This window comes from Fodinicurvata halophila, from assembly GCF_042651425.1.
Classification (GTDB): domain Bacteria; phylum Pseudomonadota; class Alphaproteobacteria; order Kiloniellales; family DSM-21159; genus Fodinicurvata; species Fodinicurvata halophila.
The window spans coordinates 102,819-120,104 of record NZ_JBHSCW010000011.1 but is presented as its reverse complement, the minus strand read 5'-3'; the positions used below and the strand labels follow the sequence as shown (position 1 = coordinate 120,104).

The window sequence follows — 17,286 nt, the reverse complement described above, 5'->3', positions numbered from 1 at the left end:
TATGTGAGCATCATTCTTGCCGGATCCGCGGATGTGACCCAAGCGCCCGATTTTGCTCCCTGTTTCGACACAAAGACTTGCGATTGTCTGAAACCTGTCAACGCGCTAAGCCTGCAGGGATGATCGTGCAGGGGAGAGCAGCAGGAGTTCGCGCATGACCCGGGGGGACTCACTCAACGTCGTGGTGTTGGCGGCCGGCCTGGGGACACGCATGCGCTCGTCCCGCCCGAAAGTCCTGCACGAGGTCGCCGGGCTGCCCATGGTGCATCATGTCCTGAAGGCCGCCGAAGCGCTTTCACCCAAGCGGGTTGTCGTCGTGATCGGCCCGGACATGCCCGAGGTCGAGCAGGCGGTTGCGCCCTGGCCCGTGGCGATTCAGCAGGAGCGCCTCGGCACGGCCGATGCCGTAAAGGCAGCCGCCTCAGTGTTGCAGGATGTGAAAGACGGCGACGAGCTTCTGATTCTCTATGGGGATGGACCTCTCATCACACCCGAAACCCTGCAAGGTCTGCAGCAAAGGCGACAGGAGACGGGCGCGGACTTCGTCTGGCTGGGCTTCCGGCCGCCGAGCCCGACTGGCTACGGGCGGCTATTGCTGGCCGAGAACGGTGAGGTGGAGGCCATTGTCGAGGAGAAGGATGCCACCGAAGACCAGCGCAGGATCGATCTCTGCTGGGCGGGATACCTGCTCGGCGATGCGGGGCGGCTTCTTGCGTTCCTTGGGCAGATCGACAACAGGAACGCCAAGGGAGAGTACTACCTGACCGCCCTCATCAGCGTGGCGCGCAAAGCCGGCTGCAGCTCGCGGAGTCTCGAATGCGGGGCCGAGGAAGTCACCGGGGTGAATTCGCGGTCTGAACTGGCCCTGGCCGAACGCTTGATGCAGGAGCGATTGCGCCGCCGGGCCATGGAGCAGGGCGTGACCCTGATCGACCCGGATACGGTCTGGTTTCACCATGACACGGAGATCGCTGCCGATGTGGTGGTACACCCGAGCGTGGTGTTCGGAGCCGGAGTCCGGGTGGCGACGGGCGCCGAGATATTCAGCTTTTCGCATCTGGAAGGCGCCGAGATAGCAGAAGGTGCACGTGTCGGGCCCTTTGCACGGGTGCGCCCGGGCAGCGAGATCGGCCCGAAGGCACGGGTCGGCAATTTCGTGGAGATCAAGGCCACCCGCCTGGGCGCTGGGGCCAAGGCCAATCATCTGACCTATCTGGGCGATACCACCGTCGGGGAGGGCGCCAACATCGGAGCCGGCACCATCACCTGCAACTACGACGGCTATGGAAAGCACCGCTGCGAGATCGGCGAAGGCGCCTTCATAGGCTCCAACTCAGCACTGGTGGCGCCGGTGCGGATCGGGGCCGACAGCATCGTCGGTGCCGGTTCGACCATCACAAAGGATGTGCCGCAGGACTCGCTGGCCCTCTCGCGCGCGGAGCAGATCAACCGACCCGAGGCGGCACGGCGTTTTCGCGAGATGCGCAGGAATGACAAGGAGACATCCTGATGTGCGGTATTATCGGCATTCTGGGGAACAAGGCGGTCACGCCGTTGCTGATGGATGCGCTGAAGCGGCTGGAATACCGCGGCTACGACTCCGCTGGGGTGGCCACACTGCTGAACGGGCGCATCGATCGCCGGCGCGCCGAGGGCAAGATCGTCAACCTGGAAGGGGTGATCGATGAGCAGCCTCTGGGGGGCACGGTGGGTATTGGCCATACCCGCTGGGCCACGCACGGCCGCCCGACGGAGAGCAATGCGCATCCCCATGCCAACACCGAGGTCGCTGTGGTGCACAACGGCATCATCGAAAACTTTCGTGCACTCAGGAAGGAGCTCGAAGCCGCCGGCCACAGTTTCGAAACGGAGACCGATACCGAAGTTGTGGTACATCTGGTCACCGACTACCTGAATAGCCAGAAGAGTCCGGAAGAGGCTGTGGCTGCAACCCTTAAGCGGCTGCACGGGGCCTTTGCCCTGGCCATCATCTTCGCCGGACGCCACGACCTGATGATCGGGGCGCGGCGTGGCAGTCCGCTGGCCCTGGGCTATGGCGATGGCGAGCTCTACCTGGGCTCCGACTCCCTGGCGCTGGCGCCGCTGACCGATCGGATATGCTTCCTGGAGGAAGGCGACTGGGTCGTCCTTCACAAGGACGAGGCGAAGATCTATGACCAGGAGGATCGCCCGGTCGATCGCCCGGTCACACGCACCGTGATGTCGGGAGCGATGATCGGCAAGGGCTCGTACCGTCATTTCATGCAGAAGGAGATCTTCGAGCAGCCGGTGGTCATCGGCGATACGCTGCAGAGCTATGTGGATCCGCTGAGCCGCAGGGTCACCCTGCCGGAGATGCCCTTCGACTTTGCGCAGATTCCGCGCCTGACGGCCAGTGCCTGCGGCACGGCCTATTATGCCGGCCTGATCGGGAAGTACTGGTTCGAACAGATGGCCCGCCTGCCCATGGATATCGATATCGCCAGCGAGTTCCGCTATCGCGAGGCGCCGTTGCCGGAGAACGGGGCCGCGCTGTTCATCTCCCAGTCGGGCGAGACCATCGATACCCTCTCGGCCCTGCGCTATACGCGCCAGGAGAAGCAGCACATCCTGTCCATCGTCAATCAGCCGGAAAGCGCCATCGCGCGGGAGTCCGACGTGGCCTTGCAAACGTTGGCGGGGCCGGAGATCGGCGTGGCGTCGACCAAGGCCTTCACCACGCAGCTGGTGGTCCTGGCCTGTCTGGCCCTGGCGGCGGGACGTGCGCGCGGCAGCCTGTCGAGCGAACGGGAGGCCGAGCTGACCTCGGCCCTGATCGAGGTGCCGGCCCAGGCCTCGTATTTCCTGGAGCGCGAGGCCCAGCTGATCGACATCGCAAACGAGATGGCGGATGCCAGCGACATCCTCTACATGGGTCGCGGCAGCATGTATCCCCTGGCCCTGGAGGGTGCGCTCAAGTTCAAGGAAATCAGTTACCTGCATGCCGAGGGCTATGCCGCCGGCGAACTGAAGCACGGCGCCATGGCGCTGATCGACGAACATGTCCCCATCGTCGTCTGTGCGCCGAGTGGGCCGCTGTTCGACAAGACGGCCGGGAACATCCAGGAGGTGATCGCGCGTGGTGGGCGCGTCGTCCTGATCTCCGACAGCCAGGGCATCGAAGCCATCGGCGAAGGTGTGACCCATGCCGTCGAGGTGCCGGAGGTCTCCCCCTTCGTGGCTCCGATCCTCTACGCCCTGCCGCTGCAGCTGCTGGCGTATCACACGGCCTCCATCAAGGGCACGGACGTCGACCAGCCGCGCAACCTGGCCAAGAGCGTGACGGTGGAATAGGACCGCCTTTCCGCCGCGGGCATTGCTGCTCGGCAGCAACGTGGTAAAACGGCGCGAAACCTGACTGCCGACAATTCGGAGAAATGCACATGTCCGCTGGCGAAGAAACCCGTATCGAAACCGATTCCATGGGCGAACTAACCGTTCCGGCTGATCGCTACTGGGGCGCGCAGACGCAGCGTTCGCTGCAGAATTTCCGGATCGGAGGCGAGACGATGCCGGAGGGTGTCGTCCGTGCCTTCGGAATCCAGAAGCTGGCAGCCGCGCGCACCAACATGAAGCTGGGCGTCCTGGATGCGAAGATCGGCGAGGCGCTCTGCCAGGCGGCCGAGGAGGTCGCGGCCGGCAAGCTGATGGACCACTTCCCGCTGGTGGTCTGGCAGACGGGCTCGGGCACGCAGACCAACATGAACAGCAACGAGGTGATTGCCGGGCGGGCCAACGAAATCCTGACCGGCAAGCGCGGTGGCAAGGAGCCGGTGCATCCAAACGATCACGTGAACATGGGCCAGTCCTCCAACGATTCCTTCCCGACGGTTATGCATATTGCCGCCGTGCTGGTTCTGGAGGAAACCACGCTGCCCAAGCTGCGCCGCCTGCAGGAAGGCCTGGAGGCCAAGTCGAAGGCGTTCGAGAAAATCATCAAGATCGGCCGCACCCATTTGATGGATGCCACGCCGTTGACCCTGGGACAGGAATTTTCCGGTTATGCACAGCAGGTGAAGTACGCGATTGCGCGGATCGAGGGGACGCGTGCGCGGTTGCTCGAACTGGCTCAGGGCGGCACGGCCGTTGGTACGGGTCTCAATTCCCTGGATGGCTTCGCCGAAGCCTTTGCCGCAGAAGTCGCCTCCATTACCGGCAAGCCCTTCGTCACGGCGGCCAACAAGTTTGAAGCCCTGGCCGCGCACGACGCAGTGGTCGAGGCCTCCGGGGCGCTCAACTCGGCCGCGGTTTCGCTGATGAAGATTGCCAATGACATCCGCATGCTCGGCTCCGGCCCACGCTGCGGCTTTGCCGAATTGCTGCTGCCGGCCAATGAGCCAGGTTCCTCCATCATGCCGGGCAAGGTGAACCCGACCCAGGCCGAGGCCCTGACCATGGTCTGTGCCCAGGTCATGGGCAATCATACGACGGCCAGCGTCGCGGGCTCCAATGGTCACTTCGAACTGAACGTCTTCAAGCCGGTCCTGATCTACAGCCTGTTGCAGTCGGCGCAACTGATCGGAGACGGCGCGGAGTCCTTCCTGGACAACTGCATTGCCGGCATCGAGGCAGACGAAAAGCGCATCGAGGACCTGATGTACCAGTCCCTTATGCTGGTCACCGCCCTGAATCCGCACATCGGCTACGACAATGCGGCCAAGGTTGCCAAGAAGGCCTATGCCGAGAACAAGACCCTGAAGGAGGCCGCCGTCGAGCTGGACATGATGACGGCCGAGCAGTTCGATGAGTGGGTGCGGCCCGAGAACATGATCGGACCGCGCAAGGCCTGATCCGCAAAGAGGCCGAGAGGGCCCGGACATGAAAGGCGATGGCGGAATCCGCAAGCGCTCGGTGACCCTGGCCGGTCACCGAACGTCCATATCGCTTGAGGATATCTTCTGGCAGCTGCTCAGGCAGGCCGCGGAGGAGGATGGCCTTTCCCTGGCGGCTCTGATCGCGCGCATCGACCGGCAACGGCTGGAAGGCGAGGCAGAGGCCAATGCCGATGCCTCCAGCCGTCCCGGGGTCGGGCTGTCCTCGGCCCTGCGCGTCTATGTGGTCCGCCGTCTTTGTGCGCAGCTGGATCGTGTGCCGTAACGTTATCCCGTCGGGAGGCTATTGCGTGGCCGGCCAACCGGTTTGTTCCGATGCCTGGGCATTCTGTGGGATCGACTGGCTCAGACTGCGTCCGAACCTTTGCCAGCGGAACGCGGGATCGCCCAGCGGGCCGACGATGTCCATGATCGCTTGGGGCGTGTCTTGGTTCTCTTCGAACAGTTCCGCGGTGGTCCGGATTTGCCGGCGCGGCAGGTCGGCCAGCATCCCCCTGAAAACGAGTTGCCGTCTCGCACCGCTCAGCTTCAGGTCCTGGCTCGTCAGTCGGCCGGACTCTATCTGCAGGTTGCCGGCGGCTTCCGCGGGATAGTCGAGGAGGGCGAAGAGGGTATCGGGGGTGGTTTCGCCTACGCCAGTCGGCATTCCGGCCTCCTGGTCGCCTGCGGGAAACTGGAGGCGACCCGAGAGATCGACGCTGCCCTCCAGGTTGCGCAGCATGCGGGTGATGGATTCGCCGTCCGTGGAAAGTGAGAAGGGCAGATCGAGCCTGCCTTCCAGAGGGGTGCTGCCAAACAGCGGCGACGAAAGGGATCCGGCCGAGGCCTCGGCAAGATTGCCGTCCAGATCGACACCGTAATTTCCTGTGGAATCGGCCAGCAGGCTGCCTGTAGCCGAAAAACGGCCACCCAGGACTTCGGCCGACAACTCTTCGAACTGCAGGCGGTTGTCGGCCAGTCCAGCGGACAGGCCCAGGTTTTCAAGTGGTTGCCAGGAGGTTTCGAGGCGCTGCAGGTTCAGGTCGAGCCGACCCTGGTAGCCGCGCAGGAATCCCAGTGGCAGAGGTGCTTCGGGCCACTCGGAACTCTCGGGCGCTTCGGCGCGGGCCGGCGGCAGGAAGGCCTGCAGCGAAGCCAGGTCCAACCTGTCCCCCTGCAGGGACAGGTTGATTTCCGGCCGACGGCCCGAGAAGACCAATTCTCCGCCCATATCCAGGCTATCTTCGCTCAGCAAGAGCTCGCTTTCACCCAGCTCGATGGCGCGGGGAGATGCCTCGGCCTGTCCCCTGGCCTCGACCCCGGGAAGCTGTTCGCCATTGCGGTCCATAAGCCGGGGAAGAACCGCCGCGTTCTCCGGATGCATGAACTCGAAGCGGAAGGCGGTAACAGGATAGCCGATGTCGATGTCCTCCGTCGTGCCTTCCAGGTGCAGTCTGGCGCTCTCGCTTTCCAATCGGGTGTCGTACTGCCAGGTTCCCTCTTCCAGGGAAAAGTTGCTGGCGGCATGGAGTTCCGGCAACCGGCGTACCGGATTGTCGGCGGCAAGGCCCAGCCAGTCGCCCAGCTGCCGGCCTGTCAGGCCCGACAGGTCGAGTTTTCCGTTCGACAGCGCCCGAGCGTCTGTGCCGCTGGAAAGCTGCGCCGAGAAGAAGAGGGAGGCCGCGCCCATGGCCATGTCGCTGTTGATGGAAAGTTCGTTGAGAGGGCCGTCCAGAATGCCGTTGGCCGTGATCTCCCCAAGCCGCCCGAAATAGCTGGGAAATGGCAGGTCAAGCGTGTCGGCCAGCTGTTCCGGTCGTACGAGCTCCAGCTCGAACTGCGTATCCGAAAGGTGCGGAACCTCTGCGAGATTATCCAGGCGGCCGCTGAGACTGGCGCCCAGACCGGCCAGGTTTCCGATCCGCAGTTGCTCCAGGGTGAGTTTTCCACCCTGAAGCTGCCCACTGATCCGCAGGTCGGACAGTCGTTCTCCCAGATAGGTCAGGCGCTCGGCGTGCAGGTCGAGGTTGGCGTCGAAACGGTTTAGCAGGGCGCCCAGGGCCGTCGCGTCCTGGCGCAGGCGTTTCGCCTTTTCCTCAGGGGTGTCGCTGTCACGCGGCAGGTATCCGTCCAGGTTCAGGCGATCGATTTCAAGTCCGAGGCCCAGACCCGGCCGTTCTCTCAGGGCGATAGCGAGGCCTCCGGTCAGGCGACTGACATCCAGGTTCAGTTCCAGGTCTGTGAACTGCAGCAGATCGTGGCTGTACTGGAAGGCCGTGGCCACGTCGGCATGGCGCAGGCGTTCGCCCGGAATGTGGCCTGTGTCCATGTCCAACCACGTCAGGAAATCCCTCAGATTGCCGGTTTGCCCCTCGAGGTTGCCTTCGAACTCCAGAGCTTGTGCGCCTGGAGAGAGAGTCCCGGTCAGTTGAAGGCTGCTGCCTCCCGGGGCTGAGGCTTCCAGGCGTTCGACCAGCGCCGCACCGGGGGCCAGGGTCGCGTCCAGGCGCAGGTCCTGTATCAGATCCCCCATGAAGCGTGCACTATCGGCCCTGAGGCGTAGCCGGCCATCAAGTTGACGGCCTAGAATGTCCTGCAACAGGCTCTGACCTCGTCCGTCCAGCCGCGCCACCCAGGATGCGAGGTCGAGTTGCGGCATGTTCAGGCGGAGGTCGAAGGCCGGAATTTGGGCGAAGCGGACCTGTACCTCGCCGCTGGCATCTATATTGCCCAGGCGAAGCTGTGCGTTGTCTGTCTGCAATTCCTCGAAATTCGTGGTCACCTTGGCTTCGAGGCTGGCCGGCAGGGCTTGCACCTCCCCCGGAGGGCTCGGGAACACCTGCTCCAGGTCCGCGATCTCTGCCGTCAGTTGCCCAGTCAGTTGGCGCTCGTCGTCCGAAAGCAGGATCTCGCCTCGCAGGCGGGCCTGTGCTTCGCCATACTCGGCGCTGGACCAGGAGACATCGACGGCACGCCGTTGCTCTGCATCGCTTTGTCCCACGGCCAGTGAAAACCGGTGCATTCTCCCTCGCAGGCGGCCCTGGCCCTCGAATCGCAAGGGTGTGCCGCTTTCCGGGACGCGGACGGTCAAGGCGACGCTGTCCGCAAGCATGCGGCGGTCCTCCTGAGATCCCAGGAAGATGGCTTCGCCACCGGAAATCTCGAGGTGGAGGGGGCGCAATCCTTCCAGTTTCTGCATCCACTCGTCGGCCAGCGTCAGGACCCTGTTGAGTGCATCGTCGCCGGGCGAAGCGAGAGAAAGTCGGGGTGTCTTCAGGTAAACTCTCTCGAACGCAGGGTCGCCGGAGAGCAGGGCAGACAGGGAGATGTCCAGTTCGGCCTCGGCAATCTGCATGAACGAGGTTGGCGCGGAACGCTCCTCGGCCGGCCGGATTCGCACGTCCCGCAGCTGCAGCTGAGGACGGGGCAGCAATGAGGCGCTCACGTCACCTGAAATGTCGACCCGGACATGCAGGTGTTCTTCCAGTTCCGCGGAAATGGCGTCCTTGCGCGCCTCTTCGTCAATCACGAAAGGTACCGCCACGGCGCCTGCCAGCAGGAGGCCGCAGAAAACCGCTAGGCACCACAAGACTGTCTTCAAAATCGTATTCCCGTAATCCCCCACAGCCCCGTGAGCCGGGCCCCCATGCGGCACAGGGTAGTGTTTCCCCCTGCCAGAGGCAAACCAAGGATATATCAAGCCTGTGCTTTTCAGGCTGGCAGCTTTTGCTTAATAAAATCCTGCAGTGCAATCTTTTCAATGGAGTTCAGTATGGATCGCCCGGCCGTTGATATCAGGTTCGAGGTGCTCACGGGGGATGCTCTCGAGCGGCACCTGCGAGAGCTTGCACGACTGCGTATCGATGTTTTCCGGGAACATCCCTATCTCTATATCGGCTCCATGGAGTATGAGGCCCGTTATCTTCGCGCCTATCAGGAGGCCGAGGAAAGCGTCATCATAGGCGCCTTCGACGGGAACGCCCTGGTTGGCGCAGCGACGGGCCTGCCGCTCAGTGCCGAGCCGCCGACCATGACCGAACCATTCCGTGCCCGGGGCCTGGATCCCGAGAGTTTCTTCTATTTCGGCGAATCCGTCCTGCAACGCAGTTACCGCGGCCGCGGGATCGGCGTGCGCTTCTTCGAGGAACGCGAGGCCTATGCCCGCTCGCTTGAACGCTTTTCCCGCTGCTGCTTCTGTGCCGTGGAGCGTTCCGAGGAGGATCCGCGCCGTCCGGCCGATTACCGGCCTCTCGACCGGTTCTGGCACAATCGGGGATACCGGAAGATCGAGGGCATGAGCGTCAGCCTGTCCTGGCAGGACGCCGACGAAACCGAGGAAAGCCTCAAGCCCATGAGCGTCTGGATGAAGTCCCTGTAGTTGGTCTCAAGGAGAACCGGGTTTCTAGGGGTGACGGTTCAGGCTGTTGGGCACGCCCACAAGGTCGGCCAGGCGCTGTCCCTCGCGCAGCAGCAGCGAGAGGTTGGAATCCCGCACCGTGGGCAACAGGTAGCGGGCTTTGCGGAACTGGTCGCAGTCCAGTTCGGCCGAGATCAGTTCCTCCGCCTCGCCGGCCTGTGCCAGGATGTGGCCGAAAGGGTCGATGATGCGCGAGCCGCCCCAGAAGCTGAGGTGACCTTCCCGCCCCACGCGGTTGGTCATTACCGAAACCGGCGCTCAGCTTATCTGGCGCTATCCTTTCGAGGTGGCGCTGCTGGGACGTCAGGTGTGAGCAAGGGGCTTCGCTAGTCATTCCTCTCAGAAGACGCCCTTAAACGAGCCTCAGGCAGCGCGCTGCCCGTTGTTTCCTGCCATGAAACGCTTTGCGGCCTGGAGCATGAAGCCGGAGCGGGTATAGCCGTGTGCTTCGGCATAGCGGTCGATCCTGCTCAGGATATCTTCCGGCAAGGTGATATTGACCCGGACGATGGGGGCAACGTCATCCGGTGCCGCCACGAGAATAGCCACACCGTCCCTGTTTTCCAGGTTGTCCATGATGTCTTCCAAGGAAGAGGCTTCGGGGACGGGTTCGCCGTCTTTCTTCATGCCTTCCAGATGCAGGGCGAGCGCTTCCTCTGCCATGACTCGAGCTTCGTCCAGCGTCGAGCCAGCTGTCACGCATCCCGGTAGATCAGGAAAGGAAGCGCCGTAATCACAGTCGGTTTCCTTGTGGATCAATGCTATGTACTGACGCATCACTTTGACCTTCGAAGCTTGAGACCGGCCTGCTTCTCGATGCTGAGCAGTGTTCCGGGAGGAAGATCCTTCTTTGGGTGCGGGATCGTTACACCTCCTTGCTTCTCAGGATGCTTGAACTGGATGTGGCTGCCTTTCTGGGCGACCTGATATCAGCCATCCTTCTCTATAGGCCTGATCATATCCCGACTGTTCATTTCTGCCCATGTATATTTATACACACTTTCCTTGGCAAACGATAGGTTCTAGTGGACTGGGAAGTTATGAAGGGGCAGATGTATCGGGTGATTGCTTGTTATGGTAGTAGCCAGCGATTGAAATCCAGGGATGGCGACAGGCATGGCGCCACGCGCGCTGGCTGATACAGGATATGGGAGAGAACTGAATCTCCGAGCTTCATCGAATGAAGAGGAGGAGGGTCCAAGCCGTTCTGATTGTCGCTGTGATAAAGGGTGGCATGCCGAGTGAGCCAATGACCCCTACGATGTCAAGAGTGGGCTCGCTCAATAATTATCAGGAAAAACAGATAGTTAAGGTGCCTCGAACCTAATATTAATATATGGTCGATTCTCACTGCAGAAATGACACCGCAACGAAGAAGCAGGGTAAGTGAACTGAGGATGCTGATGACCAACGAGGGACGACTGAGCCGCCGGAGTCAGATGAAACTGAGTGCAGCTTGCTATGAGTTAGGTGTCGCTAACGAACGACCGTTCAGATCAGAGATCCGGAGCATGTCAATTTACCACATATCGCTGAATTGCCATTTCTCGTGGCAATGCGCTGCGTTAAACTCGTAAAAGCCTTTGTAGTCCAAAGAGGCCGCGCTGCAGAATGAGCGATAAGGTTGAACGATGCTCTTCGAGTGAATTTGCAAGGGGGAACACGCCGACGGACCGGCGAGCCCGGAGGCTCGATTCTTTTCTCTTCCGCGTGATGGCGGGATGCGCAGGATTATTCATTCGGCATGGCAACATCAATCTTCAGTTTCGCGATAGCGGCTGGTTGACCCTCGGTGACGGCACCGGCCAGCCAGTAGACATTCACTTCAACCGGTTGCCGGCCTTGTTGCGAATCCTCGTCAACCCCGGTCTGGCTGTGGGAGAGACTTACGTTAACGGCGACTGGGAAATTGAAGAAGCTGACCTGCCCCGCTTCCTTGGCTATCTGCTGATAAACGAAGCACGTATCGAGGGCTGGCCACTGGTCCGGGCGCTGAACGGCATATACGGCATGGCATCGCATGTTTTGCGAACCAACACTACGCGCCAGAGCCGAAAGAATGCCTCGCACCATTACGATATAGGAAACGATCTCTATGAATCATTTCTCGATGGCGAGATGGTTTATTCCTGCGCCTTCTTCACACACGATACACAAAGCCTTGAAGCCGCGCAGAAGAACAAGCTGGAGATAACGCTCGACCGCCTCCAGGTGGAGCCTGGGATGCGCGTCCTGGATATTGGCTGCGGGTGGGGGGCGATGACCCGCGCGATTGCCCGCCGCAATGCCGAAGCAGTCGGGATTACCCTTGCAGACAGGCAATTGACATGGGCCGAACGGCATCTGCCTTTCGATCTGCAAGACAGGGTTTCCTGCCAATTGCAGGACTACCGTGACCACGCGGAGGAAAACCCGGAAGCTTACGATCGTGTGGTTTCGATCGGTATGTTCGAGCATGTCGGCCGACAGCACTTCGTCGACTACTTCAAGGCGATAAATCGTATGCTGAAGCCGGGCGGCCGGGCCCTCGTTCACAGTATAATCAAGCCCAACCGAACCCGGACGAATGCCTGGATGAGGAAATATATCTTCCCCGGGGGGTTGATTCCGCAACTTGAGGATATGACGGTCGGCGCCGAGGCGGCGAAACTGGTACGATCGCAGGAACCGTTCATCCATGACGGTAGTCACTACGCGATGACCCTTCGGCATTGGCGCAAGAGGTTCAACGGAAATTTCAGTGCGCTTGATCATGACCGTTACGATGAACGGTTCCGCCGCCTCTGGAATTTCTATTTGGCGAGTTCGGAAGCGGCGTTCGATACGCTCGGTTACGGGGTGGCGCAAATGGTCGTCGAGAAACCGGCCTGAGACTATTCCGGGCATCCGGTTCCCGTGGATGCGCCTGCAACCGATCGCTCCGGTAAGATAAGGCTCTAGCATCCAAAGTCCGCAGAAATCGCGAAACCCTGCCGCTGGGTCGAACAAGTGTTGCTGAAATTGGGTTCAAGCATGAAAGGGGTCCGATGAGAAGAGCAGGTACAGCGATGAACAGATTATTGGGTTTCTGAGAGAGCATGAGGCAGGCTCGAAGATCGCGGATCTTTGCCGCAAGCACGGCACGTCAACAGCGACCTTCTCTGCCTGGTAGGCCAAATATGGCGGCAAGGAGGTTTCCGATGCCAACCGCCTGAAGGCTTTGGAGGGGGAAAACCTGACTCAAGAAGCATCTGTGCCGATGCCATGCTGGACAACGCAGGCCTGAAGAATCTGTTGCCAAGAAAGTGGTGACGCCCGCTGCCCGGCGCAGGGCCATCGCTCTACTGAGGGACCGCCATGGGGTGCGCGAGCAGCGGGTCTTCGGCTTCGGGAATTACGAGAATTATCGCATGAGGGCCATGACCCTCTACAGCCGGAACGGTGTAATTAACCGTGTCTAATGAATGCCCATCCCCCGTTAATGGGGAAGAGCTTGATTTTTCTGGAAAATGGTGGGCGCGGCTGGGATTGAACCAGCGACCCCTGCCGTGTGAAGGCAGGAGACAATCTATTCCTGCTTCTGGCCCGAGATAGATAAAGCTTACTATATCATTGATTTTCGAAACAGTTTCCGTCATTGGTAATAGGCGGTAAGCGCGGGTAATTCTCGGATATGCTTACCTGGTGCTTACCTTGTGCTTACCCGAGGACGCCTATGCCGAAACTCACAAAGCGAACCGTTGATGCCATCGTTGCGGGTTCACGTGATTTTGTCGTTTGGGATGATGGCCTGCCGGGCTTTGGTATTCGGGTGAAGCCCTCCGGCGCAAAGTCTTTCCTTGTCCAGTACAGAAACCGGCATGGCCGTTCTCGGCGGCTGACGGTTGGACGTTATGGCGTGCTGACCCCGGATGAGGCGCGAGGGGAGGCACGCCAGTTTCTGGCGGCCGTGGCTCGTGGCGAGGATCCCGCGGAGAAGAGAGGTACCGATCGTTCGGCCTGGACAGTGAGGGATCTATGCGAGGATTACATGAAGGCCGCGCGAGCGGGAAATATCTTCACTCGGTACGGTGCCACGAAACGCCCTTCGACGCTTGCGACCGATGAGGGCCGGATCGACAGGCATATCGTGCCGCTGCTCGGCCATCGTGTTGTTCGCGACCTCAGGCGCCAGGATGTCCGCGCCTTCTTCATTTCTGTGAAGGCTGGCAAGACGGCTGCCGACGTAAAGACGGGCGTTCGAGGTCGCGCCATCGTGAAAGGGGGTGAAGGCACAGCGCGGCGAACCGTAGGCCTGCTTTCCGGTGTGCTGGCATATGCTGTTGATCAAGGCGTGATCGAGGTGAACCCGGCTCACGGACTGCGCCTGCCCGGAGATAGGAAGCGGGAATTATCCGGTTTCATGGCCAAATACGCTGCCCTGGGACGCGCCCTGGCGATGGCGGAAGATCGCCGGGAACCCTGGCAGGCTGTTGATGCCATTCGCCTTACGGCACTCACTGGTCTGCGACGCGGTGAAGTCTCCGGGCTCAAGTGGTCCGAGGTCGATCTTGCCGGGCAATGCCTATACCTGCGAAACACCAAAACCGGTGACAGCGTTCGACCGCTCGGACTGCCGGCGGTGGAATTGTTGCGATCTGTCCAGGAACGCGGGGCACTTGGGGAGTTTGTGTTTCCTTCGGTGCAGAGGGAGGCCGCGAGTTATGGGGGACTTCCTAAAGCGTACAAGCGGATCGTCACTCATAAGGAGCTGGAACAAGAGCAGCAAAACGCACTATCGGATCTGACGCTGCATGGGCTGCGTCATGGCTTTGCGACGACCGCGGACGGGCTCGGGCTCACTCTGCCAACCGTGGCTGCGCTCCTGGGGCATTCTGCTGGCGGTGTGACGGCCCGCTATATAGGCAGAACGGATACCGTCCTTCTGGCTGCTGCGGACAAGGTCGCGGAGGAAATTGCGCGACTTATGGACGGGAGCCAATGAAGCGATCGCTTCATTGCATCCGATAGCCCAGGAATTTATTTCCGTACGATTTCCGCTAACAGTGACAGTCAGCAATCCGACGAAGCTGGAGCTCGAAAATCCGCTCGAGGCAATCGATCGCGATTTTTTATTCTCCCCCGATCCTCCCCTGCTATAACAGCCCTCAGACCACGTAATGGGCCTGATAGAACGTCCCGCCAATATTTATTCGACCTCGCTTCGACCTTCTATCAACGGCCCGTAAATCGCGCCTGCGTGTTGGTCCTGCTGAGGTCGATGATTTTATTTCCTCCGGCTTTACACAGGGTCAATACAGCTGTTCTTGCGGCAATTCTCGACCTCAGATAACAGGCAGGGGCCGCTCAGAGAATTATAACTCATTGATATTATTTAGTTCTGAAAAATTGGCTATATTAACCTTTTGCCGGCGATTCTCGGCACTGTTGAGAAACAGAGGAGAAATGACCGATGCAAAACGTTCCCACTCGTTTGACCCGTTCCGAGGCTTCAGAGTACCTGCGGCAGCATCATGGCATTAGCCGCGCGCCAGCTACACTCGCCAAGCTAGCAGTGAAAGGAGGCGGACCAGCATATCGCAAGGCTGGAACACGCCTAGTTATTTATGAAGTAACAGAGCTCGATCGATGGGCTGAGGAAATTCTGTCGCCGCCCATGGGTTCCACGAGTAAAGCCTCAAGCAATGCTGCGGAATAATCGCCGCTGCGCCGGATCGAAAAAAAACCCGGCGGGCCATGTCCTAGACCAACCGGGCGGCGAAGTTTGATTTCCTACGTTGCTTGTATCGCAACACGCCGCCCCATGCAACCAATGGGGTACCAATGTCTGATTTTATCCCAACATTCCCGAGAACCGTTGCCGGAACTCGCTGGCGTGAGCCGCTCAGCCATCCTGAAATTGATGCTTTGGGAAAACGCGCCGATGTCTTGTATAGCCTCGCACTGCTCTCGGTGCAGGAACGCACGGCATTGCTACAGCTGTACCGTGAGCTTCAACGGGCTGACCGCAGCCTGTCGAACCTCTTGGAAGGGAAGCCGTTACCGCACGTCGAGGTGCGCCCGTCTCAAGCCATGCGTGGCGGCGTGGCGGCGAAGAAGATAGAGCACGACGCTGGTTTCGTCGCTCGTTTTCGTGAGTACATAGTGCGGCTCGAGCATCGTCATGGCCTGGGGGACGGGGATGCCGATGATATTTGAAACGTCACCATTCATACCCCTTCGTTGCTCCCTCACTGTTGACCTGAACAGTCGTCTCCGGCCTCAGGAGGGCGGCTCATGATGTACACTTTTGCAGACTTTAGCTCCGGACAAAGGCCACCGGAAAGCTGGGACGTTGCCGATGCCGTCGCGGCGGGCTGGACCAAGGACCAGATCGACGGGTTCATGCGCGCCAGGGTCCGCGATTGGAAACCACAGACGCCCAAGGAGACAGCGCGGGAGGATGAGCCTTTGGAGGTGGATCTTGAGGGACCCCCCATCCTCGACCCGAAGGATCCCTTGCGGTCCGCACGATCCCTGTTGAGAGACAATTACACCTCGAATGAGGTCCGGACCCTGCATCACCACCGTGGTGCCTTCTATGAGTGGGTCGGCCATTCCTATGCCGAGGCGGATCAGAACGCGGTCCAGGCGGCGGTGTGGCTCTTTCTGGACAAGGCGAAACGCTGGACAAGCGCAAAAGAGCTGGGACCGTTTCAGCCAAATCGTTCACGTGTCGGGGATGTAACCGCGGCGCTGGCGGCCGCTGCCAATTTGCCGGCCCACGTCGAGCCACCGGCCTGGTTGGAGAAGCCCGCAGACGCCCCGCCTGCCGATGAACTGCTGCCGGTTCGCAACGGCCTGCTGCATCTCCCCAGCGGGCGTCTGTATCCAGCCACGGCCAAGTATTTCGGCTTCAACGCAGCGGACGTGGATTACGATGCCGAGGCACCGGAACCCAGGGAGTGGTTGAAATTCATCAATCAGCTTTGGCCGAACGATGAGCAGTCCATTGCGGCCCTCCAGGATCTATTCGGGTATTACCTGTCGCCCGACACCTCCCAGCAGAAGATCGGCTTGATCGTGGGCCCGAAGCGCTCCGGGAAGGGAACGCTCGCCCGTGTCCTGACAGGCCTGCTGGGGCAGGGCAACGTTGTTGCGCCGACCCTGGCCAGCCTGGCAACGAATTTCGGCCTCGCCCCTCTGATTGGCAAATCGCTCGCCATTATCGGGGATGCACGTCTGAGCGCGCGAGTGGATCAGGCCTCCATTGCCGAGCGCTTACTGTCGATCTCTGGTGAGGACGTTCAGACCATCGACCGCAAATACCTGCCTCCGTGGACCGGACGAATGCCGGTCCGCTTCCTGGTCATGACAAATGAACTGCCGCGGCTGGCGGATGCGTCTGGTGCGCTCGCATCCCGTTTCGTTGTCCTGACAATGGAAAGGTCGTTCTATGGGCAGGAAGATCGCGGCCTTGGAGCGCGTCTGTTGGGGGAGCTGCCGGGGATCCTCAATTGGGCTCGGCAGGGATATCTGCGCCTGCGTGATCGTGGGTACTTCATGCAGCCGGAGAGTGCCCGGGAGGCAATCAGCGAACTGGAAGAGCTCGGCTCTCCCATGGGGGCCTTTGTCGAGCAGAAATGCGAGACGGGAACAGGCCTGCAATGCACCCCGGAAGAGCTGTTCAACGCCTGGCGCCAATGGTGTGAGGCGAACGGCCGCAAGGAACCAGGAACTCTACAGACGTTCGGCAGGGACCTCCGTGCAGCAGTTCCGAGCTTGAGTGTCAGCCGGCGCGGTGCCGATGGGGCGCGTAAAAGGCTCTATGAGGGCATCGATCTCGCCCCGGAAGCCCGTCCATTAGGTGGATACGGTATGGATTGGTGACTGGTCCGCAGTCGTCCGCGCACGTCCGCGCAACATCCTCAATTGGCTGCCCGCTGAAACCCGCAGAAAACCTCGCTTGGTCCGCGCACGTCCGCAGTCGTCCGCGATTATGCAAGATCTATATGAGAAAAATGTTGATGCATGTATATACCGGGGGAAATAAGAAAAAGT

General features: G+C 60.6%; 12 protein-coding genes and 2 pseudogenes. 10 read left to right on the top strand and 4 right to left on the bottom strand.

The window, feature by feature from the left end:
- Positions 1 to 154 precede the first annotated feature (154 nt).
- The 4 genes from glmU (at position 155) to ACFOW6_RS16680 (ending at position 5,136) form a co-directional block, all read left to right on the top strand.
- Complete coding sequence (gene glmU, locus ACFOW6_RS16695) at positions 155 to 1,510, top strand: bifunctional UDP-N-acetylglucosamine diphosphorylase/glucosamine-1-phosphate N-acetyltransferase GlmU (protein ID WP_382423563.1); 1,356 nt, start codon at positions 155 to 157, stop codon at positions 1,508 to 1,510.
- Complete coding sequence (gene glmS / locus ACFOW6_RS16690) at positions 1,510 to 3,333, top strand: glutamine--fructose-6-phosphate transaminase (isomerizing) (RefSeq protein WP_382423562.1); 1,824 nt, start codon at positions 1,510 to 1,512, stop codon at positions 3,331 to 3,333. The genes glmU and glmS overlap by 1 nt, the downstream gene beginning before the upstream one ends.
- 89 nt (positions 3,334 to 3,422) lie before the next feature.
- On the top strand, positions 3,423 to 4,829 hold the full coding sequence (gene fumC / locus ACFOW6_RS16685; protein WP_382423561.1) for a class II fumarate hydratase: 1,407 nt from the start codon (positions 3,423 to 3,425) through the stop codon (positions 4,827 to 4,829).
- 28 nt (positions 4,830 to 4,857) lie between these two features.
- Entirely contained in the window at positions 4,858 to 5,136 is a 279-nt protein-coding gene (locus ACFOW6_RS16680; RefSeq protein ID WP_382423560.1) for a ribbon-helix-helix domain-containing protein, read from the top strand.
- 18 nt (positions 5,137 to 5,154) lie between these two features.
- On the opposite strand, the gene ACFOW6_RS16675 is transcribed toward ACFOW6_RS16680, so the two are convergent.
- Positions 5,155 to 8,451: an AsmA family protein gene (locus ACFOW6_RS16675; protein ID WP_382423559.1), complete on the bottom strand. Its 3,297-nt coding sequence runs from the start codon at positions 8,449 to 8,451 to the stop codon at positions 5,155 to 5,157.
- Positions 8,452 to 8,622: 171 nt separating this feature from the next.
- Between ACFOW6_RS16675 and ACFOW6_RS16670 the strand changes: the two genes are divergently transcribed.
- Entirely contained in the window at positions 8,623 to 9,228 is a 606-nt protein-coding gene (locus tag ACFOW6_RS16670) for a GNAT family N-acetyltransferase (RefSeq protein WP_382423558.1), read from the top strand.
- A 24-nt stretch (positions 9,229 to 9,252) separates the two neighbouring features.
- On the opposite strand, the gene ACFOW6_RS16665 is transcribed toward ACFOW6_RS16670, so the two are convergent.
- The 3 genes and pseudogenes from ACFOW6_RS16665 to ACFOW6_RS16655 all read right to left on the bottom strand — a co-directional run.
- Entirely contained in the window at positions 9,253 to 9,510 is a 258-nt protein-coding gene (locus ACFOW6_RS16665; protein ID WP_382423557.1) for a nitrilase-related carbon-nitrogen hydrolase, read from the bottom strand.
- Between the two features lie 120 nt (positions 9,511 to 9,630).
- On the bottom strand, positions 9,631 to 10,044 hold the full coding sequence (locus tag ACFOW6_RS16660) for a type II toxin-antitoxin system HicB family antitoxin (protein ID WP_382423556.1): 414 nt from the start codon (positions 10,042 to 10,044) through the stop codon (positions 9,631 to 9,633).
- Positions 10,044 to 10,181 (bottom strand): annotated as a pseudogene (locus ACFOW6_RS16655) (type II toxin-antitoxin system HicA family toxin); the annotation flags it as partial. The gene ACFOW6_RS16660 and the pseudogene ACFOW6_RS16655, both read right to left, overlap by 1 nt.
- A 697-nt stretch (positions 10,182 to 10,878) precedes the next feature.
- Here ACFOW6_RS16655 and ACFOW6_RS16650 point away from each other — a divergent pair.
- The 5 genes and pseudogenes from ACFOW6_RS16650 (at position 10,879) to ACFOW6_RS16630 (ending at position 17,115) form a co-directional block, all read left to right on the top strand.
- Complete coding sequence (locus tag ACFOW6_RS16650; RefSeq protein ID WP_382423555.1) at positions 10,879 to 12,138, top strand: class I SAM-dependent methyltransferase; 1,260 nt, start codon at positions 10,879 to 10,881, stop codon at positions 12,136 to 12,138.
- A 184-nt stretch (positions 12,139 to 12,322) separates the two neighbouring features.
- Positions 12,323 to 12,575: pseudogene (locus tag ACFOW6_RS18195) on the top strand (transposase); the annotation flags it as partial.
- A 386-nt stretch (positions 12,576 to 12,961) separates the two neighbouring features.
- Positions 12,962 to 14,230, top strand: coding sequence for a tyrosine-type recombinase/integrase (locus ACFOW6_RS16640; protein ID WP_382423554.1), 1,269 nt, complete (start codon positions 12,962 to 12,964; stop codon positions 14,228 to 14,230).
- A gap of 839 nt (positions 14,231 to 15,069) precedes the next feature.
- Positions 15,070 to 15,444 carry a hypothetical protein gene (locus ACFOW6_RS16635; RefSeq protein ID WP_382423553.1) on the top strand — a complete coding sequence of 125 codons (375 nt, stop codon included), beginning with the start codon at positions 15,070 to 15,072 and terminating at the stop codon, positions 15,442 to 15,444.
- 78 nt (positions 15,445 to 15,522) lie between these two features.
- Complete coding sequence (locus tag ACFOW6_RS16630; RefSeq protein WP_382423552.1) at positions 15,523 to 17,115, top strand: DNA primase family protein; 1,593 nt, start codon at positions 15,523 to 15,525, stop codon at positions 17,113 to 17,115.
- The last annotated feature ends 171 nt before the right edge of the window (positions 17,116 to 17,286 follow it).